Annotated in this window: 27 protein-coding genes, 1 tRNA gene and 1 pseudogene; 15 read left to right on the forward strand and 14 right to left on the reverse strand. The window is 62.3% G+C overall.

Features of this window, described 5'->3' with window-relative positions:
- Positions 1-38: 38 nt before the first annotated feature.
- The 3 genes from PSEEN_RS24095 to PSEEN_RS24105 all read left to right on the forward strand — a co-directional run bounded on the left by PSEEN_RS24095 (position 39) and on the right by PSEEN_RS24105 (position 2769).
- A complete protein-coding gene (locus PSEEN_RS24095) occupies positions 39-731 on the forward strand; it encodes an ABC transporter permease (protein WP_011536194.1) in 693 nt (230 codons plus the stop codon).
- Positions 732-1421, forward strand: coding sequence for an ABC transporter permease (locus tag PSEEN_RS24100; RefSeq protein WP_011536195.1), 690 nt, complete (start codon positions 732-734; stop codon positions 1419-1421).
- A gap of 112 nt (positions 1422-1533) precedes the next feature.
- On the forward strand, positions 1534-2769 hold the full coding sequence (locus PSEEN_RS24105; RefSeq protein WP_011536196.1) for a methyltransferase: 1236 nt from the start codon (positions 1534-1536) through the stop codon (positions 2767-2769).
- 234 nt (positions 2770-3003) lie between these two features.
- On the opposite strand, the gene mdtI is transcribed toward PSEEN_RS24105, so the two are convergent.
- Positions 3004-3321 (reverse strand): multidrug/spermidine efflux SMR transporter subunit MdtI, encoded by a 318-nt coding sequence (mdtI, locus tag PSEEN_RS24110; RefSeq protein ID WP_011536197.1) that lies wholly within the window; start codon positions 3319-3321, stop codon positions 3004-3006.
- On the reverse strand, positions 3315-3674 hold the full coding sequence (locus tag PSEEN_RS24115; RefSeq protein ID WP_011536198.1) for a multidrug/spermidine efflux SMR transporter subunit MdtJ: 360 nt from the start codon (positions 3672-3674) through the stop codon (positions 3315-3317). The genes mdtI and PSEEN_RS24115 overlap by 7 nt, the downstream gene beginning before the upstream one ends.
- Before the next feature lie 484 nt (positions 3675-4158).
- On the opposite strand from PSEEN_RS24115, the gene PSEEN_RS24120 reads away from it, so the two are divergent.
- From PSEEN_RS24120 to PSEEN_RS24145, 6 genes are all read left to right on the forward strand, one after another.
- Positions 4159-4737: a hypothetical protein gene (locus PSEEN_RS24120; RefSeq protein ID WP_011536199.1), complete on the forward strand. Its 579-nt coding sequence runs from the start codon at positions 4159-4161 to the stop codon at positions 4735-4737.
- A 9-nt stretch (positions 4738-4746) separates the two neighbouring features.
- A complete protein-coding gene (locus PSEEN_RS24125; protein WP_011536200.1) occupies positions 4747-4953 on the forward strand; it encodes a helix-turn-helix domain-containing protein in 207 nt (68 codons plus the stop codon).
- A gap of 18 nt (positions 4954-4971) precedes the next feature.
- A complete protein-coding gene (locus PSEEN_RS24130; RefSeq protein WP_011536201.1) occupies positions 4972-5352 on the forward strand; it encodes a hypothetical protein in 381 nt (126 codons plus the stop codon).
- A gap of 22 nt (positions 5353-5374) precedes the next feature.
- Complete coding sequence (locus tag PSEEN_RS24135) at positions 5375-5626, forward strand: hypothetical protein (protein WP_011536202.1); 252 nt, start codon at positions 5375-5377, stop codon at positions 5624-5626.
- Between the two features lie 98 nt (positions 5627-5724).
- Positions 5725-5800: transfer RNA gene (locus PSEEN_RS24140), tRNA-Thr, on the forward strand.
- 130 nt (positions 5801-5930) lie between these two features.
- Positions 5931-6254, forward strand: coding sequence for a helix-turn-helix domain-containing protein (locus tag PSEEN_RS24145; protein WP_011536203.1), 324 nt, complete (start codon positions 5931-5933; stop codon positions 6252-6254).
- Here the strand turns inward: PSEEN_RS24145 and PSEEN_RS24150 are convergent.
- Positions 6251-6601 (reverse strand): type II toxin-antitoxin system RelE/ParE family toxin, encoded by a 351-nt coding sequence (locus tag PSEEN_RS24150; protein WP_011536204.1) that lies wholly within the window; start codon positions 6599-6601, stop codon positions 6251-6253. The two genes, PSEEN_RS24145 and PSEEN_RS24150, sit on opposite strands and share 4 nt — an antisense overlap.
- A 5-nt stretch (positions 6602-6606) precedes the next feature.
- Here PSEEN_RS24150 and PSEEN_RS24155 point away from each other — a divergent pair.
- Positions 6607-7239, forward strand: a pseudogene (locus PSEEN_RS24155) (hypothetical protein); the annotation flags it as partial.
- 4 nt (positions 7240-7243) lie between these two features.
- Here PSEEN_RS24155 and PSEEN_RS24160 read toward each other — a convergent pair.
- The 3 genes from PSEEN_RS24160 to PSEEN_RS24165 form a co-directional block, all read right to left on the reverse strand.
- Positions 7244-8263 (reverse strand): DUF262 domain-containing protein, encoded by a 1020-nt coding sequence (locus tag PSEEN_RS24160; RefSeq protein WP_011536207.1) that lies wholly within the window; start codon positions 8261-8263, stop codon positions 7244-7246.
- An 8-nt stretch (positions 8264-8271) separates the two neighbouring features.
- On the reverse strand, positions 8272-8832 hold the full coding sequence (locus PSEEN_RS26790) for a hypothetical protein (protein ID WP_011536208.1): 561 nt from the start codon (positions 8830-8832) through the stop codon (positions 8272-8274).
- A gap of 563 nt (positions 8833-9395) precedes the next feature.
- Positions 9396-9611: a hypothetical protein gene (locus PSEEN_RS24165; protein WP_044488541.1), complete on the reverse strand. Its 216-nt coding sequence runs from the start codon at positions 9609-9611 to the stop codon at positions 9396-9398.
- A gap of 204 nt (positions 9612-9815) precedes the next feature.
- Here PSEEN_RS24165 and nirK point away from each other — a divergent pair, with 204 nt between their 5' ends.
- The 3 genes from nirK to PSEEN_RS24180 all read left to right on the forward strand — a co-directional run bounded on the left by nirK (position 9816) and on the right by PSEEN_RS24180 (position 12119).
- Entirely contained in the window at positions 9816-10958 is a 1143-nt protein-coding gene (nirK, locus tag PSEEN_RS24170; RefSeq protein ID WP_011536210.1) for a copper-containing nitrite reductase, read from the forward strand.
- A 78-nt stretch (positions 10959-11036) separates the two neighbouring features.
- Complete coding sequence (locus PSEEN_RS24175) at positions 11037-11255, forward strand: DUF3079 domain-containing protein (protein WP_011536211.1); 219 nt, start codon at positions 11037-11039, stop codon at positions 11253-11255.
- Positions 11256-11297: 42 nt separating this feature from the next.
- Complete coding sequence (locus PSEEN_RS24180; RefSeq protein ID WP_011536212.1) at positions 11298-12119, forward strand: suppressor of fused domain protein; 822 nt, start codon at positions 11298-11300, stop codon at positions 12117-12119.
- Positions 12120-12138: 19 nt separating this feature from the next.
- On the opposite strand, the gene PSEEN_RS24185 is transcribed toward PSEEN_RS24180, so the two are convergent.
- From PSEEN_RS24185 to PSEEN_RS24200, 4 genes are all read right to left on the reverse strand, one after another.
- Entirely contained in the window at positions 12139-12546 is a 408-nt protein-coding gene (locus PSEEN_RS24185; protein ID WP_011536213.1) for a type II toxin-antitoxin system HicB family antitoxin, read from the reverse strand.
- A gap of 17 nt (positions 12547-12563) precedes the next feature.
- Positions 12564-12755 carry a type II toxin-antitoxin system HicA family toxin gene (locus PSEEN_RS24190; protein WP_011536214.1) on the reverse strand — a complete coding sequence of 64 codons (192 nt, stop codon included), beginning with the start codon at positions 12753-12755 and terminating at the stop codon, positions 12564-12566.
- A 218-nt stretch (positions 12756-12973) separates the two neighbouring features.
- Positions 12974-13843, reverse strand: a complete 870-nt coding sequence (locus PSEEN_RS24195; protein WP_011536215.1) for a LysR family transcriptional regulator — start codon at positions 13841-13843, stop codon at positions 12974-12976.
- A 12-nt stretch (positions 13844-13855) separates the two neighbouring features.
- Positions 13856-16102 carry a heavy metal translocating P-type ATPase gene (locus tag PSEEN_RS24200; RefSeq protein WP_011536216.1) on the reverse strand — a complete coding sequence of 749 codons (2247 nt, stop codon included), beginning with the start codon at positions 16100-16102 and terminating at the stop codon, positions 13856-13858.
- A gap of 187 nt (positions 16103-16289) precedes the next feature.
- On the opposite strand from PSEEN_RS24200, the gene cadR reads away from it, so the two are divergent.
- Positions 16290-16733 carry a cadmium resistance transcriptional regulator CadR gene (gene cadR, locus PSEEN_RS24205; RefSeq protein ID WP_011536217.1) on the forward strand — a complete coding sequence of 148 codons (444 nt, stop codon included), beginning with the start codon at positions 16290-16292 and terminating at the stop codon, positions 16731-16733.
- A 123-nt stretch (positions 16734-16856) separates the two neighbouring features.
- On the opposite strand, the gene PSEEN_RS24210 is transcribed toward cadR, so the two are convergent.
- From PSEEN_RS24210 to PSEEN_RS24220, 3 genes are read right to left on the reverse strand one after another with little or no spacing between them, the layout of a single operon-like run.
- Positions 16857-17828 (reverse strand): thymidylate synthase, encoded by a 972-nt coding sequence (locus PSEEN_RS24210; protein WP_011536218.1) that lies wholly within the window; start codon positions 17826-17828, stop codon positions 16857-16859.
- Positions 17829-17876: 48 nt separating this feature from the next.
- The gene (gene lgt, locus PSEEN_RS24215) at positions 17877-18686 is read right to left on the reverse strand and encodes a prolipoprotein diacylglyceryl transferase (protein ID WP_011536219.1); all 810 of its coding nucleotides are present in this window, start codon (positions 18684-18686) and stop codon (positions 17877-17879) included.
- Between the two features lie 16 nt (positions 18687-18702).
- Positions 18703-19485, reverse strand: a complete 783-nt coding sequence (locus PSEEN_RS24220; RefSeq protein ID WP_011536220.1) for a sulfite exporter TauE/SafE family protein — start codon at positions 19483-19485, stop codon at positions 18703-18705.
- 131 nt (positions 19486-19616) lie between these two features.
- Between PSEEN_RS24220 and PSEEN_RS24225 the strand changes: the two genes are divergently transcribed.
- Positions 19617-20363, forward strand: coding sequence for an NRDE family protein (locus tag PSEEN_RS24225; protein WP_011536221.1), 747 nt, complete (start codon positions 19617-19619; stop codon positions 20361-20363).
- A 113-nt stretch (positions 20364-20476) separates the two neighbouring features.
- Here PSEEN_RS24225 and ptsP read toward each other — a convergent pair whose 3' ends face one another.
- Positions 20477-22750, reverse strand: coding sequence for a phosphoenolpyruvate--protein phosphotransferase (ptsP, locus tag PSEEN_RS24230; protein ID WP_011536222.1), 2274 nt, complete (start codon positions 22748-22750; stop codon positions 20477-20479).
- Positions 22751-22770 lie beyond the last annotated feature (20 nt).

Consider the following 22770-nt stretch of genomic DNA (forward strand, 5'->3'; position numbering starts at 1 on the left):
CCGCCATGGCGATGCCTGTCCCTTGAACAAACTTACCCATGAATATCGACCTGCACGGCTTCGGTCCGGCCATGATGGCCGGCACCCTGATGACGGTAAAACTGGCGCTCTGCGCCCTGCTGCTGGGGCTGGTCCTTGGGCTGCTCGGCGCCCTGGCCAAGACTTCTTCGGTCAAGCCGCTGCAATGGCTTGGCGGCACCTATTCGACACTGGTGCGCGGCGTACCCGAACTGCTCTGGGTACTGCTCATCTACTTCGGTACCGTCGGGCTGATGAACAGCCTCGGCGCACTCTTCAACATGCCAGGCCTGGAGCTCAGCGCCTTCGCCGCCGGCGTGATTGCCCTCGGCCTGTGCTTCGGCGCCTACGCCACGGAAGTGTTCCGCGGCGCGATCCTGGCCATCCCCAAGGGGCACCGTGAAGCGGGCCTGGCCCTCGGTTTGTCGAAAGGGCGCATCCTCTCGCGGATCATCCTGCCGCAGATGTGGCGCATCGCCCTGCCGGGCCTGGGCAACCTGTTCATGATCCTGATGAAGGACACCGCGCTGGTGTCGGTGATCGGCCTGGAGGAGATCATGCGCCACGCGCAGATCGGCGTGACCGTGACCAAGGAACCGTTCACCTTCTACGCGGTCGCCGCGTGCATCTACCTGGGCCTGACCGTCATCGCCATGACCGGCATGCACTTCCTGGAAAAGCGCGCCGCTCGCGGCTTCATGAGGGCCGAATAAATGAACTGGGAAGTCATCATCAAGTGGCTGCCACGCCTGGCCCAGGGTGCGACCCTGACGCTGGAGCTGGTGGCCATCGCGGTCATCGCCGGACTGATCCTGGCCATTCCGCTGGGTATCGCGCGCTCTTCGCGGCACTGGTACGTGCGCGCCCTGCCCTACGGCTACATTTTCTTCTTCCGCGGCACCCCGCTGCTGGTGCAGCTGTTCCTGGTCTACTACGGCCTGGCGCAGTTCGACCTGGTGCGCGACAGCTCGCTGTGGCCATACCTGCGCGATCCGTTCTGGTGCACGGTGCTGACCATGACCCTGCACACTGCGGCCTACATCGCCGAGATCCTGCGCGGCGCGCTGCAGGCGATCCCCAGGGGCGAGATCGAAGCCGCCCGGGCGCTGGGCATGTCCCGCGGCAAGGCGCTGTTCTACATCATGCTGCCGCGCGCCGCGCGCATCGGCCTGCCGGCCTACAGCAACGAAGTGATCCTGATGCTCAAGGCCAGCGCCCTGGCCAGTACCGTGACGCTACTGGAGCTGACCGGCATGGCACGGACCATCATTGCCCGGACCTACCTGCCAGTGGAGATCTTCTTCGCCGCCGGGGTGTTCTACCTGCTGATCTCGTTCTTCCTGGTGCAGGGCTTCAAGCTGCTGGAGCGCTGGCTGCGCGTGGACGCCAGCCAAGGGCGTTGAGCCTGTAACACGCTGCGCCCCCCATTGCCCGGTATTGCGCGGCCCTTGTAGGAGCCGGCTTGCCGGCGATGGGCCGCGAAGCGGCCCCAACCAACAACGCCGCGGTACCTGCATGCCGACCACGCCCCCACTCCACGACCCGCACCTGCTCGAGCGCTTCCAGGCCCTCGACCACTTCCTCGTCGAGCATCAGCACCTGTGGCGTCCACGCCCCTTCACGCACGCGCGAATGGGCTGGGAAAGCGAGCATCCCGAACTGTCCCACTGGCTACGCCAACGCACCCTGGAACAGGCCGAAGCCGCCCAGCAACATCCCGAGCGCCTCCCCGCCCCGGCCCCCTTTCCACAGCTGGCCGAGCAGGCCCTGCACCTGGCCGAGGTGGGCGAGTTGCCCTACGCCGGCCTGCACCCCGCCAGCCACCGCCTCGACGTCAACGTCCCCGGCCGCAAGTGGCAACAGATCGAAGCCTTCGCCAGCCGCCTGGCATTTGCGCAACCAGTGCAGCACTGGCTCGACTGGTGCTCAGGCAAAGGCCACCTGGGCCGTCGCCTGCTGCAGCCCGGCCAACAACTGACCTGCCTGGAGTACGACGTCGACCTGGTCAACGCGGGCCAGGCCCTGAGCGACCATCACTACCTGCCCGCCACCCATGTGCACCAGGACGTCATGGCGGCGGACAGTGTCCAGTACCTTGATGGCGGCAAAAGCGCAGTCGCCCTGCATGCCTGTGGCGACCTGCACGTGCGCCTGCTGCAAGCGGCCAGCCAACAGGGGTGCCAGCAGATCGCCGTGGCCCCCTGCTGCTACAACCGCATCCAGGGCAAGCATTACCATGCGATGTCGGCAGCCGCGCTGGCCTCGACCCTGGCTCTGACCCAGGAAGACCTGGGCCTGCCGCTGAGCGAGGCGGTGACCTCCAGCCTCAGGACACGCCGCCAGCGCGACACCTCCATGGCCCGCCGCCTGGGCTTCGACTTGCTGCAGCGCCAGCAACGCGGCGTGGACGACTACCTGCCGACCCCCTCGCTACCCGTCAGCTGGCTGGCAAAGCCCTTCGAGCAGTACTGCCGCGACCTGGCTGACCTCAAGCAGATGGCGCTGAGCGCAGATCCCGATTGGGCCAGCCTGGAGGCGATGGGATGGCAACGCCTGGCCCAGGTGCGCAACCTCGAGCTGGTGCGCAACCTGTTCCGACGACCGTTGGAGATGTGGCTGGTGCTCGACCGCGCACTGTTCCTGCAGGAGCAAGGCTACGCGGTACGCGTCGGCCTGTTCTGCGACTACCCCCTCACGCCACGCAACTTGCTACTGCTGGCCGAGCGCGACGGATCGCCGCAGCAGGCTTGAAAACCTGTGGATAAGTCTGTGAACAAGCTTGTGATGAAAATCACGTGACGATGAAGAAAAGCGCTATTTGCGCCGCTTTGCTTATTCCACTGAAACCGTGAAAGCCAGAGAAAACAGGCCTTTGCGCAAAGACAGGTGGTAGCGTCGGCCGGCATGCCTTTTGTGCAAGGCGCAAATGCTCCTTGTGCATAAGCATTCCAGCCAAACGCTCTAACCACCCTCGAACGAGGGGGTTCAGGCCAGTTTCAGCAGGCTCATGCCCACCAGCAGCAGCACCAGCCCCAGCCAGCCACGACCGGCCAGGCGCTGGCCGAACAAGGCCCAGCCCATGGCCACGGTGGCGAGGATGCCGAAGCCACCCCAGATGGCGTAGGCCAGCGACAGTTCGATGTCCTGCACCGCCTGGGCCAGCGCGGTGAAGGCCGCCAGCACGCAGAGGATCGAGGCCACGCCCAGGCCCTTGCGGCGGAAGCCGTCGGAGTACTTGAGCAGCAGGTTGGCCAGCACTTCCAGCGCAATGGCCAGGCCCAGCCAGGCGAATGGGATCAGCATGGCAGCGCCTCCCCTTCACGTTCGACAGCCTTGGCCCGGGTACCCGCCTTGACCAGCAGGATGCCGGCGATCATCACCGCCAGGCCCAGGGCCTTGGTCCAGCCCAGGCTTTCACCCAGCCACAGCACGCTGATCAGGGTGATCAGCACGATACCGAAGCCTTCCCACAGCGCGTAAGCGACGCCCACCGGCACCCGCTTGACCGCCAGGGCCAGGAAGAAATACGACAGACAGATCATGACGTACATGACCACATGCCCCATCACGGGGAAATGAGTGGCGGCGAGTTTCATCGACGCCGTGCCGATCACCTCGAAGGTGATGGCGACGATCAGATAGATCCAGGAACGCATGGTGCCCTCCCATGGGCGACAGCAGCCGGGCGCACAGTCATCGGCGCCGGAAATAGACGTTTAAGGCTGAAGAGGGAGGGAGGAACTAGAGGTCGCCGGTCCAGTGACGTTCACGGGAAACCAGGCGGGAGGTGGAGAGGAGCTTGAAAGCTTTACTGTTCAACATAATGCACACAAGATTAGCTGAGCTGATCGAATAAGTCAAAACGATAGACTGAGACTAATTATTTATCGCGAGCAGTCGTCCACAAACAGTGAAAACCCCTTAAAGCCTGCTGAAAGCTTCGTAAATTATATTATCCAGCCCAACCCCCACCCCCTGTAGGAGCCAGCTTGCTGGCGAAAGGGCCATCACCACCACCGCGATTCAAATGCCTCCCCTGCGGCAAAGTGTCACCACAGCCAAAATCCATCAATTAATTATTGTATTACGATAATTATTCAAGAATAATCCGCCCCGTTCATCACTGTACGGAGGCACCCCATGAACAGTAGATCCGTGGCCTATGCGCGTTCGCGCCTACGCACCATTGGCGCATTCGCCGCCTTTCTCGCCTGGACGACCGCCGCGGTAGAGCTGCTCGGCACCCCCATGCTGTGGCTGTTCGACTTCCCCGAAGTACAGGCCGCCTACCTGCAGGGCCACGGCGACCAGATGCCCCTGCTGCTGGCGCCCAACTACCAGCCCTCGACCCTGTCCATCGGCCTGGTCCTGGTACTGGACATGATCCCCACCAGCATCTCGGCCGTGGCCCTGGGCATGACCGGCCTGTTCTTCCACCGGCTGTCCAAGGGCCAGACCTGGACCAACGCCAACATCAAGCTGCTGTGGTGGGTCGGCCTGCTGTGCATCGGCATGCCGCTGCTGTGGCCGGTGATCGACACCCTCCAGGGCTTGGCCCTGGCCATCGACCTGCCTGCCGGGGAAAGGAGCTTCAGCGTCTCGATCGGTGTATCATCGCTGGCTGTCTACGAGATCATGAAAGGCATCCTGCTGTGTGCCTTCTCGCTGCTCATGCGTGACGCCAAGACCATCAGCGATGAACACAACTGTTATGTCTAACCGCTCCCTATGCCGATAATCATCCGCCTCGACGTCGTCATGGCCCGGAACAAGATACGTTCCAAGGACCTGGCGGAAATCATCGGCATCACGGAAGCGAACCTGTCGCTGCTGAAGAACGGCAAGATCAAGGGTTTCAAGATCGAGACCCTGGAGAAGCTGTGTCGCGCACTGAACTGCCAACCGGGCGACCTGCTGGAGTTCAGCGACGAATGATCAAGGACTGCACCCCCCATGGCATTTTCCCGCAAGGGCCTCGCGGCCCTGCTATTGGCCTGCCTGCCGCTGGCCGGCTGTGGCCCGAGCTACAGCTATAGATATTCGCCACCGCCCAGTGCGCATGGCATGAACTGCATCAACAGCTGCTCCGCGCAGCGCAACCATTGCCAGCAGATGGCCCGGTTGCAGGAAAACAGCGAACGCGCGCTGTACCAGGCCGAGATGAGGGCCTACCAGTACTGCCAGAACGGCAAGAGCAAGAAGGAAGCGCGTCACAGTTGCTACCACCCGAGCTATCCCTTCTCGACGGGGAGCAGCTACAGTTGCGGCAACGACTACGACTCCTGCTACATGGCCTGCGGCGGCACCATCCAGCGCATTTTGAACAAAGACTGATCCCGGAACGGACCCGAACCACGTGAAACACGCCAAGCCCTTCGCCCTGCTGACCCTCGCCCTGGCCATGACCGGCTGCGCCGGCAACACCGCCAGCAGCAAACCCGCCCCGCTCGACTGGAACATGCCCGGCATGCAGCTCGGCGGCGACCGCGGCCTGCCGCTGCACAACGTCGACGGCAGCTGCCGCAAGCGCGGTTGTGACAACAACAAGCTGTTCTTCAACCCAGGCAAGCCTGAGCCGAGCGTCAACACCATCCACCGCGGCTGGTAGGAAAATTCTCCTTTCGCCTCGGTGACTTAGGGGTTTTGGCGATGAATGCAACGAAGTGGTTTACAGCCGCGATTCCATCGCTATAATGACGCCCCTGTGCCGGTATAGCTCAGATGGTAGAGCAACTGACTTGTAATCAGTAGGTCCCGGGTTCGATTCCTGGTGCCGGCACCATACGTAGTACTCAAGAGGCTCACCGAAAGGTGGGCCTTTTTTGTTTTGTTGCGAATGAAGCTTTGACTTGCCCCGCCCAGGCCGCTACGATTTTTATCGTAAATTTTAGATATTCAGGGCAGGTCGGCCAATGGCACTTCAATTCCACGAAAGCCCCTTCCACGTTACCCACGATGCGGAAACGGCCAGCAAGATGGCTTTGAAGATGGACCTTTCCATCTTCATCACCGACTGCATCAAGAAAATGGGCCTCAAGCAACACGAGGCCGCAGCCAGGCTGAACGTCACCCAGTCCCGGGTATCCGAGCTGGCCAATGGCAAGATCGAGAAATTCACGCTGGATGCCATGCTGGACATGCTCGATAAGCTCGGCTTTCGCACCCGCCTTGTACTGGCCTCGAACGATACTGATGCCCTTCCCCAGATTGTGATCTCGCAAGCGCCCGGCAGCTAAACCCTGTACCCCATCTTTCTGAGCTCCAGCTTCAGCTCCTTCAATCGATCCTCAGCGACCTGCATCGCATGCCGGTCCGACCTGTTGGTGGTTTTCACGAACGAATGCAGCACAACCACCATGTCTGCATATTTGGCTACGTACACACATCTGAAAGCCGGGCTGCCGTTGATGATGAGCTCGATTGCCCCCGCCCCCACCGAATCAGTCAGTGACTTGATAGGCCGTACAGGGTCCTGCCCGTACTGAATGCGCCGCAGGTCCTTACCGAAATCATCCTGGACATCCTGTGGCAGGTCCTTGTACTCACGCTCGGCGGCAGTACTGACAAACGCGAACTTTCTCAAATTGGTTGAGCCTGCCCCGGGTACCGAAAGGCGACCAGGTCTGGCAGCACAGCGAGGCCTGCCAGCAGCGCGTCGACGCGGAAGGCAACTGGCTGCGCCAGACGGACGGGAAGATCCAGGACAAGGCGATCGAGCGCGAGGTGGAGTCGCTGGCCAACCGCGAGCAGTTCCAGAGCCACACCAGGAACGTGGACGAACATTCCACCGAGACGGTGGGCGGGGTGAAGAAGGTCGAAGCCCTGGGCGCGCTGAAGCTGCTGTCCGGCGGATCCGCGAGCCTGGCCGCTGTGGATGACCTGCACTAGGCCACCGGGCGCGACCTCAACCTGGTGGTGGGGCAGAAGCTCAACGCGACGATTGGCGGTGATGTTCAAGAGCAGATCCTGGGCCTGCGCCGCAGCGTCTCCAACGTCAGTCAGCGACTGCAGGCTCCCAAAACCTGGCTGGGGTCGGAAGAGGTCAATGTACTGCAGGTGTTGTGCGATCTGCTCCATCTCGTTGAGCAGATGAACGTACAACTAGCTGGCCATGTACATGGTGCAAGCCCTACACCTCACAATGCCCAAGCGAACAGTCTGCACGCTGTTCGCGCGAGCAATTTTGCCTCAGTTCTTCAAGGTGTTACTGCTCAACCCTAATGACTTACACACCCTCAATTCGTTTAAAAATCGCTGAAAACACTCTTTCCCGCTCGGCTCGCTTGGATTTGTCCGAGGTTGATCTTGATGAAACCTCAGAGAAAATCACCACATCCTCATCACCAGACGAAAAGTCGTTTTGCTTGGCGGAAACAACGAGCTTTGTAAGCTCTTCTTTTAGTTGCTGCGCGTTGCTGAAATGGCTAAGCCCAGTACTTCGCGTATATTCTAGACAAACTCCAAATAGAGAATGGAAAACCCCTTTTGACTTGAAGTACTGAAGATTATCTTTATCCAGTATGTTTTTTATTAAGGAAATACTGCTATTGAACTCACTTTCGCAATCTGACTCCGTAGGGAATTCCTCGTCAAATTCGATATAAGCAGTTTCCAGCAGGTCTTTTTTATTTGTTATTCCGTACACCTGACGGAGCAGTAGCTCACTGACATATTCAATGTCTAGCATTCTCCTTACGTCGCGAGGTGTAAAAAGCCCGATACTTTGAAAATAGGGGTTGTCGGCAAGCCTTTCTGAGAGCTGCTTGAAAAGCCCTTTGTATCGCGCATTCCTAAGCTCCTGATCGTTAAGAACTATATTGTTAGTATTCAGCCTAGTGAATGTGTTACGTATTTCTTCATCATTCGTTTTGCGAAGAAATCTAACTACAACCTTATAATCCCAGAACTCTTCTTTTTGAGTTGTCGACAGATCCCTAAAATACTCATTCGACCAGTTGTCGTTGTTTGGCAATCCAAATTCATTATCAATGAATTTAATGATCGAAGTAATCCGCTGTTGACCATCAACAACTATATGCTGCTGTTTTCCGGACTCTGGATCGGTCGTAATCTGCATGTATATCTCTGGAAAAGGCAGGTCCCCTAGGATGGTATCCATAAGGAACGACCTTTCTTTTTCCATCCATACTGCACGCCTCTGGAATTTTGGACTGATTTGCAAACTGCCGTCATTCCTTAGGCTGTTGAACCAAGCTACAGTCTGAAGACTAACATCGTAATCCATAATTCCCCCTATTTATTGGCTAGACGTATGCTACGCACATAGTAGTCGATCGTTTCTGCCACATTCCTAAAATACATCATATTGACCTGCTTGTAGCTCACCGCCTTATTGGAGTATTTATCGGTGAGCTTTAAGTGATCGCGTTTTAATTCTGATGTAAGGGCTGGCACCCACTTGGGGGTTGCGAAGCCTGAGTATACGTTTTCCCCATTGCGCCTTAATGCTGCCTGTGCGGAATGGCCAAGTGAATAGTATTTATCGCGATGAAAGCGCCTAAGTTCTTCCCAGGTTTTTAGATAGCTATCCGCACAAATTATAGCTATATCTATATCCGATCCCTCATGGAAAACCCTAAAATTCTTATCCGGATTCAGGCTGAATTTCCAGTTAGCTGATCCAACAATGGAAACTAGGTGGGCATGGGGATGATCTGCTTTTATTGGAGCTTTATAGTCTTCGTAAGCTTTCTGGGAGTCAAAAGCATGAATTGAGCTTTTATGTATAAGCTCTTCAGCAACGGCGGAGTATGGTTTTGATTTCAGGAAATCTTTGAATTCTGCCAACTCCATTTGCACAAATCTCCTTCTGCCAAATCCTAAAACTGTTGTTTTGATAACATCTGAAGATATGCTGCGCGCGTCAAGACAACGGGGAGATAGCTGCTCTTACTGACGAACGCTCCGGCTTCGCGTAAGCCTGATTCTGCCCGAAGATGGCAGACTCGAGCTCTTGAGAGGAAATCTTACCTTACGGAAAAAAATCTGGCTGAAAAATCACTTATCCCCCTCCCGCCGACGCGCTCCGCCTCGGAAAAAATGCAAAGGGGCTGGGCTTTGCTACGGCCGGCCACGGCAGGCGCGGCGCGGGCCACGGGGGGCCAAGAGGCATTGCACACTGTGCAAAGGAGTGAAGGGCTGTGCAGCGCTGAGCTACTGAGAGTGTCCACAGCGCTCCCGGATACCGGCCCCAAATATCCGTGAATAACCAACAAAATCAGCTGATAGCCGGCTTTTATCAATGAACGCTGGGCGATAGAGTGGACTTGTAATCAGTAGGTCCCGGGGGTCGACTCCTACTGCGGCACCATATTCAAAGCCTTGCTACGCGGGGCTTCTTGTTTCTGGCTTCCAACTCACCCCTCCATCAACGCCTTCTGCAACTTCCTCACCTCAACCCCACTCAGCTCAAGCGCCACATTCCCCCCCTCCTTCCCCATCCCCCTGATCAACACAATCCCACCCTTGTTGAAATTGCGCTCCTGAGCCAGCGGATACATCGCAATGATGTGATCGACACTGACCACGTAATGCCGATGGTTGGTGATCTCGAAACTGACGAATCGGCTCACTCCGTGTGCTCCTTGCAGTGCTGACCAGCGCGCCCCGGTTGCAACCCACGCCATCCAGAGGCGCCCCACAAGCCATAGTAGCCTTCCGCCAGACCTGCGACAGGTTGTCAGCCCTTTCCACTTCTTGTTTTCGCTCAATAAACCTTATGTTTAAAAGGGGTAATCCTGTGTCCGACGGCTTTCGTCGACTTAAGGAGAAGTCCCATGAGTGAGCAAGACGGATTGGCCCTGACCCGGCGCGGCATCCTGGCGGGCGGTGTGTTACTCGGTGTCGGCGGCACCCTGCTGGGCTCTGGCCTGGCCCAGGCAGCGGAGCCGGAGGCAAAAGCGTCGCCTGTGGATCTGGCGAAGCTAGAGCGGGTCAGCGTGGAACTGGTCGCACCGCCCCAAGTGCACGCCCACACCCAGCGCGCACCCGGTAAGCCACGCATCGTCGAATTCCGCCTGGTCATCGAGGAAAAGGAACTGGCCGTCGACAACAACGGCGCCTTCATCCACGCCATGACCTTCAACGGCTCGGTGCCCGGCCCGCTGCTGGTGGTACACGAAGGCGACTACGTCGAGCTCACCCTGGTCAACCCGGCCGGCAACAGCATGATGCACAACATCGACTTCCACGCCTCCACGGGCGCTCTGGGCGGCGGCGAGCTGACCCATGTGAAGCCCGGCGAACAGGTGAAGCTGCGCTTCAAGGCCGATCGGGCCGGGGTGTTCGTGTACCACTGTGCGCCCGGTGGGGCAATGATCCCGTGGCATGTGGTGTGCGGCATGAACGGCGCGATCATGGTGCTGCCGCGCGATGGCCTGAAAGACCAGGATGGCCGCCCGCTGAAGTACGACAAGGTCTGGTACATCGGCGAGCAGGACTACTACATCCCCCGCGACAAGGACGGCAAGTACAAGCGCTACCCCACCCCCATCGCCAGCTTCGCCGACATGCAACCCCTGATGAAGGGGCTGGTGCCGACCCATATCGTGTTCAACGGCAGCGTCGGCGCGCTGACCGGCAAACAGGCCCTGGCCGCCAAGGTGGGCGAGACGGTGCTGATCGTGCACTCGCAGGCCAACCGCGACACCCGCCCGCACCTGATCGGCGGCCACGGCGACTACGTCTGGGCCTCCGGCAAGTTCGCCAACCCGCCGCAGCGCAACCTGGAAACCTGGTTCATCCCGGGCGGCGCGGCGGGCGCGGCGCTGTACACCTTCCGCCAGCCCGGCCTGTACACCTACCTCAATCACAACCTGATCGAAGCGGTGATGCTCGGCGCGGCCGCCCATGTGCAGGTCGAAGGCCAATGGAACGATGACCTGATGAGCCAGGTGGAGGCGCCCGGGCCGATCAAGTAGCGGCGTTGACCCCGATCAAGGCCCTTGGCCATGCGCGGCATAGCCTGAGCGCAGGCATCCACTTCATGGAGGGAGACCATGGCCAAGAAATTTCCCGTGAACCCCAGCCACCCCGAACGGATCTGCTGGGGGTGCGACCTGTATTGCCCGGCCAAGGCGCTGGCCTGTGGCAACGGGGCGGAGCGCACCATGCACCCGGCGGAGCTGTTTGGCGAGGACTGGAACCTGCAAGCAGACCTGCTGGCCTCGCCGCTGCACGACACCTCTGGCAGCAAACTTGAGCCAGACGGCCGATAACGGCACCATGGCGGTCGCCCTCTTACCCAGCAAGGACCGCTCATGGACTTCTTCAAGAAGCTGTTTGGCCAGTCGCGCCCAAACACCCGCGAAACTGAACCACAACCCCAGCCGCCAATCGCCGAGCCCGAGCCGGCGATGACCGCCGTCGAAGCCGCCAACCAGGCCGCGCGCGAGGCGGGCTGCGCCGTGCTCGATCGCCATTGGCAGACGGTCGGCAACGTCGAACAGGATGTGCTGGGCTACGCCATCAGCCCAAGCTTGATGGGCGGCTCGCACTGGCCATCGACCCGCCAGGCCTACCGAATCGTGCGCCGAGAGCGCAGCATCCTGCTGGCCAGCGATGGCCTGTCTGATCCGTTCGATGATGTCGAAGGCGCCGGCAACGGCTTCGAGCTGGAACTGTTCGTCGAATCGGCCGACTTCCCCGAAGCGGTGTACGGCAAGACGGGCGACGTCAGCCCGTTCATGGGCAGTTGGGCGTTCGACGTGGTACGCACCGTGGCCGATACCGTGGCCGACGCGGGCGGCATCAATCACCGGCTGGAGCGCTTCGGTGTGCTGTCGTTCGAGCTACCTGGCGTGAGCGAGTCGCCGTGCATGAAGGGGCAATTGCCCGCGCACTTCGTGACCGAGGATGACTGCCTCGGTGTCCTGGTCGGCGGGCCAGCGCCCGACTTCAGCACACACCTGGCGGACATGCCGCTATCGCCGGTGACGCTGGTGCCGGTGGTACTGATCACCGCCGCCGAGCTCGACTATGTGCGTAACGGCGGCGGCCAGGCGCGGATGGATCTGGTGGAGCGCCTGCAGGCTGCGGGGCATGGGCATGTGAGCAGTTTGCAGCGAGAAAGCGTGATCTGAAGGTATCGCCCTGCGGCGCTTACTTGCCCTGCAGCACCTTGAGCGCCGCTTCGGCCAGGAAACCCGAGCGGCTCTTGTGCTCGGGGTGGTTCTGCACATAGCTGTCGATGCGGGTGAGCAGGTAGGCCGGCAAGGTGATGTTGAGTTTTTCGGCCTTGCCCAGGTAACGGGTGATGTCGATGTCGATCAGCGCCCAGGTGCATCCGGCGAACGCCGGGTTGGCGGCATGCTCGCTGACCTTGCCGGCCTTGGGGATCTCCTGCTGGTCCTGGGCGAGCAATTCCAGGTGGCCTTCGATCGCCTCGCGGGCCATGGCAATGGCATCGTCAAGGTCGTCGCCGGCCGAGAAGCACCCAGGGATGTCCGGCACTTCCACGCCCCAGGCGTGCTGGTCGTCGCCGGGGAGGATCGCGATAGGGAAAAGCATGGCTGGGGTTCTCCTGCTCAACTGGCGTAACCGATCCGCGCCTGGCGCAGGATGCTGGCCGCGGTGGCGGGCAACAGGTCCTTCTTCGGGTGCGGGATGGTGACCAGTCCGGTCTTGTGGGGGTGCTTGAAGTGGTGGTGGCTGCCTTTCGAACGCACCAGGTACCAACCATCCGCCTCGATTACTGCAATCATTTCGCGGCTGTTCATGACCCAATCCTTGGGTAAGCCGGACGGTGGTTAGTATAACCACCGAACATGCTTTATCAACACCATACCCACCAAAGCGACGAGTGGGCGATCCGAAGGGAATTATGGTGATTGGGCGGTGGGGCGATGGGGGAGAAGTGATGCAGGGGTTTGCACAGGGCCCGGCTATGCCGGGCATCGCCAGCAAGGCTGGCTCCTACCTGGGTAGCATTGACCCCTCAGGTCGCAAGCCCCGCAACCTCCTGCGCCACCCCCAGGAACGCGGCCGGCAAGCGCGCCTGGCGCCGCTCCTTGAGGCAATACAGGTACTCGTGCATCAGCGGCGCTTCCTCCAGCGCCAGCACCCGCAGCTCCGGGTTATGCGGTACTTCGTGGCGGGCAATGATGCTGATACCGATATTGCGCAGCACCGCCTCGCGGATCGACTCGCGGCTACCGATTTCCAGCAGCGCCCCCGCTTTCACACCGGCCTCCTGCATCATCTGCTCGGTGAGTTTGCGGGTGGTGGAGCCCTTCTCGCGCATCAGCAGGCAATGCCCGGCCACCACGTCGATGGACACCGTCTGGCGGTGGGCCAGCGGATGATTGCGGTGCACCGCCACCACCAGCGGGTCGGTACCCAGCACCCGGCGCACCAGGCGCGCGTCCTCCAGCAGTTGCGAGGAGGCGGCGATGTCCACCCGGTAGTCCTCGAGCATTTCCAATACTTGCTGGGAATTGCCTATCTCGACCGCCACATCTACCTGGGGCAGGCGTTCGCGGAAGATCTTCACCAGGTCGAGGATGTAGTACGGCGCGGTGGCGGCGATGCGCAAGCTACCCTGGGCCTGCCCGCTGTTGCGTAGCTCGAACTCGATGTCGGCCTCCTGCTGCAGCAGGGCCTTGACCATCGGCAGCAGGCGCACGCCCTCCTCGCTCAGCACCAGGCGACGGCCGCCGCGGTAGAACAGCTCCACCGCGTACTGGCTCTCGAGGTTGCGGATCTGTGTGGTCACCGTGGGCTGGCTGAGCCCGAGCTTCTTCGCCGCCAGGGTGATGCTGCCCAGGCGGGCCACCATGTAGAAGGCTTTGAGCTCGGCGCTCAGCATTGTGGATAACCTCTATTTGCGTAGCAGGCGCAAGCCGTTGAACACCACCAGCAAGCTCACGCCCATGTCGGCGAACACCGCCATCCACATGGTGGCCATGCCGGCAAAGGTGATCGCCAGGAAGATCGCCTTGATCCCCAGGGCCAACACGATGTTCTGGGTGAGGATCGCCGCGCTTTGGCGCGACAGCCTGACGAACGCCGGGATTTTGCGCAAGTCATCGTCCATCAGCGCCACGTCGGCGGTCTCGATGGCCGTGTCGGTACCGGCGGCGGCCATGGCGAAACCGATCTCGGCACGGGCCAGGGCCGGTGCGTCGTTGATACCGTCACCGACCATACCGACCCGGTGGCCCTCGGCGTACAGGCGCTCGATGGTGGCGAGCTTATCGGCCGGCAGCAGGTTGCCCTCGGCCCGGTCGATCCCCACCTGGGCAGCAATGGCTTGGGCGGTGTGGGGATTGTCGCCGGTGAGCATGACCGTCTTGATACCGAGCTCATGCAGTTCGGCGATGGCCTGGCGGCTGCTGTCCTTGACCGTGTCGGCCACGGCGAACAGCGCCAGCGGGCCACTGCGGTCGAGCAGCAGCACCACGGTCTTGCCCTGACGTTCCAGCTGGTCCAGCTCGGCTTCGAGCTGCGGCGAGCACAGGCCCAGCTCCTCGACCAAGCGATGGTTGCCCAGGTGGTAGGTTTCCCCGTCGATGTCGCCACGCACGCCGCGCCCGGCCAGGGCGGCGAACTCGGTGACTTCACTCAATGGCAGGCTTTGCGCCTTGGCGAACAGGGCGATGGCGCCGGACACCGGGTGGTCGGAGCGGGCGGCAAGGCTTGCGGCCAGCGCCTGGGCACGGCCTTCGAACAACGGGTCGAGCACCTTGCTGTCGGTCTGTACCGGCTTGCCGTGGGTGATGGTGCCGGTCTTGTCCAGGGCCAGGAAGTCCAGCTTGCGCCCGCCTTCCAGGTACACACCACCCTTGATCAGGATGCCCTTGCGCGCGGCGGCGGCCAGGCCGCTGACGATGGTCACCGGGGTGGAGATCACCAAGGCGCACGGGCAGGCCACCACCAACAGCACCAGGGCGCGGTAGATCCAGTCGAACCAGGCGCCGGCCATGAACAGCGGTGGGATGATCGCCACGGCCAGGGCCACGGCGAACACCACCGGGGTGTAGATGCGCGAGAACTGGTCGACGAAGCGCTGGGTCGGCGCACGGGCGCCCTGGGCTTCCTCGACCGCCTTGATGATGCGCGCCAGGGTCGACTGGCCGGCACCTGCGCTGACGCGGTACTCCAGCGAGCCTGCCTGGTTGATGGTGCCGGCGAACAGTTTGTCGCCCACGGTTTTCTCTACCGGCAGGCTTTCGCCGGTGATCGGTGCCTGATCGACACTGGACTGCCCACTAACAACCTCGCCGTCCAGGCCGATGCGCTCACCCGGTCGCACCCGCACAAGGGCGCCCAAAGCCACCTCGCGCACGTCGACTTCACGCCATTGCCCATCGGCCTCCCGCACGGTCGCCATATCCGGCGCCAGCTGCATCAGGCCGCCGATCGCGTTGCGCGCGCGGTCCAGCGAGCGGGCTTCGATCAGTTCGGCCACGGTGAACAGCACCATCACCATGGCCGCTTCCGGCCACTGGCCGATCAGCACGGCGCCGGTCACGGCGATGCTCATCAGGGCGTTGATGTTGAGGTTGCGGTTCTTCAGGGCGATCCAGCCCTTCTTGTAGGTGCCCAGCCCGCAGCCGAGGATGGCCGCCAGGGCCAGCGCCGCCACTACCCATTCCGGCGCCTTGCCGGAGAAGTGCACGAGCTCGGCGGCGATCGCGGCTACACCGGACAATGCCAGCGGCCACCAGCGGGTCTTGCTGGCCTGGGGCACTTCGACGCTGCCGTCGTCCTCGTCCGCCAGCGGCTCGGCCTTCATGCCCAGGCTGTCGATGGCCTGCTCGATCTGGCCGGTGCCGTCGTGGGTGTGGCGCACGCCCAGCACGCGGTTGATCAGGTTGAACTCCAGTTGCTCGATACCGGCCAGCTTGCCCAGCTTGTCCTGGATCAGCGTCTGCTCGGTCGGGCAGTCCATGGCCTGGATGCGGAAACGGCTGAGCCGGGCCTGGGCGCTGGCCTTCTCGGTCAGTTGCACCAGGGCCGGCGCGGCATGGGAGCCGCAGCAGCTGTGGGCATGGGTGTCGTGGCTGTGACCCTTTTCACCATGGTCGTGGTCATGCTTGTGTTCGGGGCTGACTGGCTGGTTCATGGAATCATCCTTAAAAAGGGCACTAGCTCCCTATAGGAGCCGGCTTTGCCAGCGAAAGCGTCCGCCCAGGCAAAGGTGCCGTTTCTGCTGACGCGTTCGCCGGCAAGCCGGCTCCTACAGGGAGGGTTGTTGCCAAGTGAACACCCTGTAGCCACTATAGGGTCAAGCCCCTTGCTGGAGATTTGCCATGAAGATCGGAGAACTGGCCAAGGCCACCGACTGCGCCGTGGAGACCATCCGCTACTACGAACGCGAGCAGCTGCTGCCCGAGCCGGCCCGCAGCGATGGCAACTATCGGCTGTATACCCAGGCCCACGTCGAGCGGCTGACCTTCATCCGCAACTGTCGCACCCTGGACATGACCCTGGACGAAATCCGCAGCCTGTTGAACCTGCGTGACAGCCCCGAGGCGTCGTGCGGCAGCGTCAATGCGCTGATCGACGAGCATATCGAGCATGTGCAGGCACGGATCGACGGGTTGGTGGCGCTGCAGGCGCAGCTGGTGGAATTGCGCCAGCAGTGCAATGCGCAGGGAGCGGAGTGCGCGATTCTGCAGCAGCTGGAGACGAATGGGGCGGTGTCGGTGCCGGAGGTGGAGCACTCACACGTGGGCAGAAGCCACGGGCATTGAAAATCCTGGGGGCGCTACGTGCCCCTTTCGCGACACAAGGCCGCTCCCACAGGTTCTGCAGCGTACCTGTGGGAGCGGCCTTGTGTCGCGATGGGCTGCAAGGCAGCCCCGGCAATCTGAAAGTTAGACCGCCATCGGCGCCGTCATCGGCGCATGGTGCTCATACCCTTCCAGCGAGAAGTCGCTCGGCTCGATCTTCTCCAGCCACTCCGGCTCGTACTTGCCGGTCTTGGCGAACGCCGGCACGCGGTCGCTGATCACCAGCTTCGGCGCCGCCAGCGGTTCGCGCTTCATCTGCTCGTTGAGCATGTCCAGGTGGTTCTCGTACACATGGGCATCGCCGATGAAGTAGGTGAACCAACGCGGGGTGTAGCCGGTCAGGCGGCCGAACAGCGACAGCAGAGCCGCGCCTTCGGTGAGGTTGAACGGTGTGCCCAGGCCCAGGTCGTTGGAGCGGATGTAGAGCGTCAGGGAGATTTCCTTGGTCTCGACATTCGGGTGGAACTGGTACAGCAAGTGGCACGGCGGCAGGGCCATTTCGTCCAGCTGGGCGCAGTTCCAGCCGTGGAACAGGATACGGCGGCTACCCGGGTCGTTGGCGATGGTGTCCAGGCACTGGCGCACCTGGTCGATGGCCTTGTACAGGATGACGAACGCCTGGCCGTCCTCCTCATCCTGGGCAATGCGACGGAAGCCCGCCTTTTCCGCCATCTCGATGGCGGCCGGGTTGCTCAGCGGGATGCGCTTGTAGCCCGGCCACTGGCGCCACTGCACGCCATAGATCTCACCGAGGTCGTCATGCCCCTGGCGGAACGGGTTGGCCAGCCACTGGGCGTTCTCGTTGGCGTTCTGGTCCCAGACCTTGCAGCCCAGCTCGCGGAATTCGCCGGCGTTCTTCACGCCACGCAGGAAACCGACCATCTCGCCGATCGCCGACTTGAACGCCAGCTTGCGCGTGGTGATGGCCGGGAAGCCTTTCTGCAGGTCGAAGCGCAGCATCGCGCCCGGCAGGCTGATGGTGCGGATGCCGGTGCGGTTTTCCTGCAGCGTGCCGTTGTCGATGACGTCACGGACCAGATCTAGATACTGTTTCATGGCTTACCTGTAGCAAGAACGGCAGGGGGATCGCCCCTGCCGTGGGAATCAAACGGTGGCCTTGGCCGTCGGTTTGCGGTTGTAGGCCAGCCAGATCAGGAAGATGCCGCCGACGATCATCGGCACGCAGAGCAACTGACCCATGGTCAACCAGCCGAAGGCGATGTAGCCCAGCTGGGCGTCGGGTACCCGCACGAACTCCACGATGAAGCGGAAGATGCCGTAGAACAGCGCGAACATGCCGGAAACGGCCATGGTCGGGCGCGGCTTGCGCGAGTACAGCCAAAGGATGACGAATAATGCCACACCTTCGAGGGCGAACTGGTACAGCTGCGACGGGTGACGCGGCAGTTGCGCCGGGTCGCTGAACGGCGGGAACACCATGGCCCAGGGCACGTCGGTGGCCTTGCCCCACAATTCGGCGTTGATGAAGTTGCCGATGCGCCCGGCGCCCAGGCCGATCGGCACCAGCGGCGCGACGAAGTCCATCAGCTCGAAGAACGACTTGTTGTTGCGCTTGCCGAACCACAGCGCCGCCAGCATCACGCCGATGAAGCCGCCGTGGAACGACATGCCGCCCTTCCACACCTCGAAGATCAGCGTCGGGTTGGCCAGGTACTGGTGCAGGTCGTAGAACAGCACATAGCCCAGGCGCCCACCGACGATCACCCCCATCGACAACCAGAACACCAGGTCGGAGAGTTTCTCGCGGCTCCAGGTCGGGTCGAAGCGGTTCAACCGGCGCGAGGCCAGCAGCCAGGCGCCGCCGATGCCGATCAGGTACATCAGGCCGTACCAGTGGATTTTCAGTGGCCCGAGGGCCACGGCCACGGGGTCGATCTGCGGGTAAGGCAGCATTGTCTTTCCTCTAGTTTCAGATAAGGAAGCTGAGTCCGACGCAGAACAGCAGCGCGGCGAACAGGCGCTTGAGCACGCGCGGCGACAGCTTGTGCGCCAGGCGCGCGCCGAAGCGGGCGAAGAACATGCTGGTCACGGCAATGCCGACCAGCGCGGGCAGGTAGACGTAACCGACACTGTGGGCCGGCAGGTGATCTTCATGCCACCCCAGCCACATGAAGCTCAGGGCGCTGGCCAGGGCGATCGGCAGGCCGCAGGCCGACGAGGTGGCCACCGCCTGCTGCATGGGCAGGCTGCGCCAGGTCAGGAAGGGCACGGTGAGCGAACCGCCACCGATGCCGAAAATGGCCGAGGCCCAGCCGATCACGCCGCCGGCGGCGGTCAGGCCGGGTTTGCCGGGGATGCCACGGCTGGCCTTGGGCTTGAGGTCCAGGGCCATCTGCGCGGCGATCACCAGGGCGAACACACCAATGATCTTCTGCAGCATCGGGCCCTGGATCAACGAGGCGGTCTTGGCACCGACCAGTGCGCCGAGCAGGATGCCCACGGTCATCCAGGCGAAGATCGGCCATTGCACCGCGCCCTTGCGCTGGTGCTCGAGCACAGCGTTGATCGAGGTGAAGACGATGGTCGCCAGCGACGTGCCGACCGCCAGGTGGGTCAGCACCGAAGGGTCGAAGCCCTGCAGGGTGAAGCTGAACACCAGCACCGGCACGATGATGATGCCGCCACCGACGCCGAACAGCCCGGCCAGCACACCCGCGCAGGCGCCCAGCAGCAGATAGAGAGCGAATTCCATTCGTGGCCCCAGTGGAAAACAATCCGGCATGGTAACGGAAGCCACGCCCGGCGCTCTAGTGAAGTCTGTGTCAGGTGATGGCTAGCGGCCGGCGGCGCGGGTAGAGTGGCCGAAAACACAGGGGACAACCTATGTGCCTGATCGTATTCGCCTGGCGGCCAGGGACAGCCCGGCCGCTGATCGTCGCAGCCAACCGCGATGAGTTCCATGCCCGGCCTACCCAGGCCCTGGGCGCCTGGGAGGATGCACCGGGGGTGTATGCCGGGCGGGACCTGGAGGCCGGCGGGACTTGGCTGGGGGTCGGGCCACGGGGGCGGTTCGCGGCACTGACCAATATTCGCGACCCGCGCCAGCCGTTGGGGCCGCGCTCACGAGGAGAACTGGTCGCGGCCTATCTGCGGGGTGAACTGGGGGTCGAGGCCTACCTTGATCAGGTGGCCAGCCGTAGCGGGCAGTATTCCGGCTTCAACCTGCTGGTCGGCGATGGGCAGCAACTGGGTTACCTACATGCTCACGAGGCGGGGCCGCGCCTGCTCTCGCCCGGTGTATACGGACTGTCGAACGCCGGGCTGGATACGCCCTGGCCGAAGCTGGTGAAAGCGCGTAGCGGGCTGGAGGGATTGCTTGATTCGGACGATCCACAGCGGCTGCTGGCATTGCTGGCTGATGCACAACCTGCGCCGGACAGCGAATTGCCCGAGACAGGTGTAGGGCTGGCCACCGAGAAGCTGCTGTCGAGCGTGTTCATCGCCAGCCAGAACTATGGGACGCGGGCGAGCACGGTGTTGATCGTGGATGACCAGGGGCGGCGACGGATGATCGAGCGCAGCTTCGGGCCGTTTGGTGGGCACCTCGGGGAGGTCAGCCTGGAGGTTTGAGGTGATTTGGTGGGTGGTTCGCCGGCAAGCCGGCTCCTACAGGTATAGGCGTAACACCGCAACCGTCGTAGGAGCCGGCTTGCCGGCGAAAGGGCCCTTGCAAACGCTACAAATCAGAGGGTCTTGTTCGGCCCGATCATCCGCGCCAAGCCAAGGTTCTTCAGCGCCAGCTGCAACGAGCTGTGGATAACCTGCGGGTTGTCATGGCTCATGGCGTCAGCCAACAGCTCCTCGGCCTTGCTCTTGTTGATCTGGCGCAGCATCCACTTGACCTTCGGCAGGTTGGTGGCGTTCATCGACAGGCTGTCGAAACCCATGGCCATCAGCAGGATCGCGGCTGCCGGGTCACCGGCCATCTCGCCGCAGATGCTCACCGGCTTGCCTTCTTCGTGGGCCACGCTGACCACTGTCTGCAACGCCTGCAGCACTGCCGGGTGCAGGTAGTCGTACAGATCGGCGACCCGCGGGTTGTTGCGGTCGACCGCCAGCAGGTACTGCGTCAGGTCGTTCGACCCGACCGAGAGGAAGTCCACCTGCCGCGCCAGCTCGCGGGTCTGGTACACGGCGGCAGGGATCTCCACCATCACCCCGACCGGCGGCATCGGCACGTCGGTGCCTTCGTCACGCACCTCGCCCCAGGCGCGGTGGATCAGGTGCTGGGCTTCTTCCAGCTCGTGGATGCCGGAAATCATCGGCAACAGGATGCGCAGGTTGTTCAGGCCCTCGCTGGCCTTGAGCATGGCGCGGGTCTGGACCAGGAAGATTTCCGGGTGGTCGAGGGTGACGCGGATGCCGCGCCAGCCCAGGAAGGGGTTTTCTTCCTTGATCGGGAAGTACGACAGCGACTTGTCGCCGCCAATATCGAGGCTACGCATGGTCACCGGCAGCGGGTGGAAGGCCTGCAACTGTTCGCGATAGATCGCCAGCTGCTCTTTCTCGCTGGGGAAGCGCTGGTTGATCATGAACGGCACTTCGGTACGGTACAGGCCGACCCCCTCGGCGCCACGCTGCTGGGCACGGGCCACATCGGCCAGCAGGCCGGTGTTGACCCACAGCGGCATGCGGTGGCCGTCCGGGGTGATGCACGGCAGCTCGCGCAGGGCATCGAGCCCGCGGGCCAGCTGGCGCTCTTCCTCGACCACGTCGCTGTACTGCTTGCGCAGCACCTCGCCGGGGTTGGTGAACACCTCGCCCTTGTAGCCGTCGACGATCATCTCGATGCCGTCGGCCTTCGAATACGGCAGGTCGACCACGCCCATGACGGTGGGGATACCCATCGCCCGGGCGAGGATCGCCACGTGGGAGTTACCCGAGCCGAGTACCGAGACCAGGCCCACCAGCTTGCCTTCCGGCACCTCGCCAAGCATGGCGGGGGTCAGCTCCTCGCTGACCAGGATGGTGTTGTCTTCATAGACCAGCGACTGTGAACGGGCTTCCTGGAGATACGCCAGCAGGCGCCGGCCCAGGTCCTTGACGTCCGAGGCGCGCTCGCGCAGGTAGTCGTCGTCCATCAGCTCGAAGCGGTTGACGTGCTCGCCAACCACCTGGCGCAGGGCGCCCTGGGCCCACTGGCCGGTCTTGATGACCTCGACCACCTCGCCACCAAGGGCGGCGTCCTCGAGCATCATCAGGTACACGTCGAACAACGCGCGCTCTTCGGGGCGCAACTGGGTGGCGAGCTTGGCCGACAGCTTGCGCATGTCCTCGCGCACGCCTTCGAGGGCGTTGTTGAACAGCTTGAGCTCGTTGTCGATGTCCTCGACGGTGCGGTCCGGCACCACTTCCAGGTCGGCGGGCGGCAACATCACCACGGAGCGGCCGACAGCGGCGCCGGGCGAGCCCGGAACCCCAACGAAGCGGGCCTCCTGGATGCCCTTGCCCTGGCGGCCGAGGCCGCGAATGGAGCCGGTGGCCTCGGCGTGGGCGATAACCCCGGCGAGCTGGGCGCTCATGGTGACCAGGAAGGCTTCTTCGCCTTCATCGAACTGGCGGCGCTCCTTCTGCTGGATGACCAGTACCCCCACCACGCGACGGTGGTGGATGATGGGGGCACCGAGGAAGGAGGCGAATTTCTCTTCGCCGGTCTCGGCGAAGTAGCGGTAACGGGGATGGTCGGCGGCGTTCTCGAGGTTCAGCGGCTCCTCGCGGGTACCGACCAGGCCGACCAGGCCCTCGTTGGGGGCCATGCTGACCTTGCCGATGGAACGCTTGTTCAAGCCCTCCGTCGCCATCAGCACGAAACGGTTGGTTTCCGGGTCGAGCAAGTAGACCGAGCAGACCTGGCTGCCCATGGCCTCCTTGACGCGCAAGACAATGATACCCAACGCCGTCTTGAGATCTTTGGCGGAGTTCACTTCCTGGACGATCTTGCGCAGCGTATTGAGCATGGCTCGGGGTCGGACTCCGT

The organism is Pseudomonas entomophila L48, from assembly GCF_000026105.1.
GTDB classification, from domain to species: domain Bacteria; phylum Pseudomonadota; class Gammaproteobacteria; order Pseudomonadales; family Pseudomonadaceae; genus Aquipseudomonas; species Aquipseudomonas entomophila.

Coding starts and splice junctions, on each gene's coding strand:
- PSEEN_RS24095 (WP_011536194.1), top strand. CDS start 39: ATGAATATCGACCTGCACGGCTTCGGTCCGGCCATGATGGCCGGCACC.
- PSEEN_RS24100 (WP_011536195.1), top strand. CDS start 732: ATGAACTGGGAAGTCATCATCAAGTGGCTGCCACGCCTGGCCCAGGGT.
- PSEEN_RS24105 (WP_011536196.1), top strand. CDS start 1,534: ATGCCGACCACGCCCCCACTCCACGACCCGCACCTGCTCGAGCGCTTC.
- mdtI (WP_011536197.1), bottom strand. CDS start 3,321: ATGCTGATCCCATTCGCCTGGCTGGGCCTGGCCATTGCGCTGGAAGTG.
- PSEEN_RS24115 (WP_011536198.1), bottom strand. CDS start 3,674: ATGCGTTCCTGGATCTATCTGATCGTCGCCATCACCTTCGAGGTGATC.
- PSEEN_RS24120 (WP_011536199.1), top strand. CDS start 4,159: ATGAACAGTAGATCCGTGGCCTATGCGCGTTCGCGCCTACGCACCATT.
- PSEEN_RS24125 (WP_011536200.1), top strand. CDS start 4,747: ATGCCGATAATCATCCGCCTCGACGTCGTCATGGCCCGGAACAAGATA.
- PSEEN_RS24130 (WP_011536201.1), top strand. CDS start 4,972: ATGGCATTTTCCCGCAAGGGCCTCGCGGCCCTGCTATTGGCCTGCCTG.
- PSEEN_RS24145 (WP_011536203.1), top strand. CDS start 5,931: ATGGCACTTCAATTCCACGAAAGCCCCTTCCACGTTACCCACGATGCG.
- PSEEN_RS24160 (WP_011536207.1), bottom strand. CDS start 8,263: ATGGATTACGATGTTAGTCTTCAGACTGTAGCTTGGTTCAACAGCCTA.
- PSEEN_RS26790 (WP_011536208.1), bottom strand. CDS start 8,832: ATGGAGTTGGCAGAATTCAAAGATTTCCTGAAATCAAAACCATACTCC.
- nirK (WP_011536210.1), top strand. CDS start 9,816: ATGAGTGAGCAAGACGGATTGGCCCTGACCCGGCGCGGCATCCTGGCG.
- PSEEN_RS24175 (WP_011536211.1), top strand. CDS start 11,037: ATGGCCAAGAAATTTCCCGTGAACCCCAGCCACCCCGAACGGATCTGC.
- PSEEN_RS24180 (WP_011536212.1), top strand. CDS start 11,298: ATGGACTTCTTCAAGAAGCTGTTTGGCCAGTCGCGCCCAAACACCCGC.
- PSEEN_RS24185 (WP_011536213.1), bottom strand. CDS start 12,546: ATGCTTTTCCCTATCGCGATCCTCCCCGGCGACGACCAGCACGCCTGG.
- PSEEN_RS24190 (WP_011536214.1), bottom strand. CDS start 12,755: ATGAACAGCCGCGAAATGATTGCAGTAATCGAGGCGGATGGTTGGTAC.
- PSEEN_RS24195 (WP_011536215.1), bottom strand. CDS start 13,843: ATGCTGAGCGCCGAGCTCAAAGCCTTCTACATGGTGGCCCGCCTGGGC.
- PSEEN_RS24200 (WP_011536216.1), bottom strand. CDS start 16,102: ATGAACCAGCCAGTCAGCCCCGAACACAAGCATGACCACGACCATGGT.
- cadR (WP_011536217.1), top strand. CDS start 16,290: ATGAAGATCGGAGAACTGGCCAAGGCCACCGACTGCGCCGTGGAGACC.
- PSEEN_RS24210 (WP_011536218.1), bottom strand. CDS start 17,828: ATGAAACAGTATCTAGATCTGGTCCGTGACGTCATCGACAACGGCACG.
- lgt (WP_011536219.1), bottom strand. CDS start 18,686: ATGCTGCCTTACCCGCAGATCGACCCCGTGGCCGTGGCCCTCGGGCCA.
- PSEEN_RS24220 (WP_011536220.1), bottom strand. CDS start 19,485: ATGGAATTCGCTCTCTATCTGCTGCTGGGCGCCTGCGCGGGTGTGCTG.
- PSEEN_RS24225 (WP_011536221.1), top strand. CDS start 19,617: ATGTGCCTGATCGTATTCGCCTGGCGGCCAGGGACAGCCCGGCCGCTG.
- ptsP (WP_011536222.1), bottom strand. CDS start 22,750: ATGCTCAATACGCTGCGCAAGATCGTCCAGGAAGTGAACTCCGCCAAA.